General features: G+C 61.3%; 1 protein-coding gene and 1 pseudogene. Both read right to left on the reverse strand.

Annotation, left to right across the window (positions count from 1 at the left end):
• Nucleotides 1-356: pseudogene (locus ACS8Y6_RS18360) on the reverse strand (IS66 family transposase); the annotation flags it as partial.
• A gap of 27 nt (nt 357-383) precedes the next feature.
• Nucleotides 384-807, reverse strand: a 424-nt coding sequence (locus ACS8Y6_RS18365; RefSeq protein ID WP_440856242.1) for an IS66 family transposase, incomplete at its 5' end; no start/stop codon positions are given.

An 807-nucleotide genomic window follows, 5' to 3' on the forward strand; every position in this document is an offset into this window, starting at 1 on the left:
AGGTTCATGGCTAAATCCTGTGCATGCAGATGCCATGGCAACAAAGCTTCCAGTTCGTCCACCGTGGTGGCCATGGGCAGGCGTTCCAGCACAAAGCGCAGCCAGGCATGCGGTTCGTGGCCATTGGCTTTGGCCGTCTCGATCAGCGAGTAAATGACCGCACTGGCGTGGGCACCGGCCGGCGTGTCCGAAAAAAGCCAGCCTTTGCGACCGACCACAAAGGGCCGGATGGCGTTCTCGCACAGGTTGTTGTCGATCGGCAGGTCGCCCCGTTCGGTATAGCGCACGAGTTTCGGCCAGACGTTGTGCAGGTAGGTCAAGGCCTGGCCCAGCTTGCTCTGGGGCGTGACCACCGGCCGGGTGTAAGCGATCCACAAACCCCATCATTCACAGGCGGCCAGGTTCATGGCTAAATCCTGTGCATGCAGGTTCCACGGCAACAAAGCTTCCAGTTCGTCCACCGTGGTGGCCATGGGCAGGCGTTCCAGCACAAAGCGCAGCCAGGCATGCGGTTCGTGGCCATTGGCTTTGGCCGTCTCGATCAGCGAGTAAATGACCGCACTGGCGTGGGCACCGGCCGGCGTGTCCGAAAAAAGCCAGCCTTTGCGACCGACCACAAAGGGCCGGATGGCGTTCTCGCACAGGTTGTTGTCGATCGGCAGGTCGCCCCGTTCGGTATAGCGCACGAGTTTCGGCCAGACGTTGTGCAGGTAGGTCAAGGCCTGGCCCAGCTTGCTCTGGGGCGTGACCACCGGCCGGGTTTTATCCAGCCAGGCCTTGAGCGCATCGAGTATCGGCTGGCTTTGT

The sequence above is a fragment of the Salinisphaera sp. RV14 genome, from assembly GCF_052044135.1.
Taxonomy (GTDB): Bacteria; Pseudomonadota; Gammaproteobacteria; order Nevskiales; family Salinisphaeraceae; genus Salinisphaera.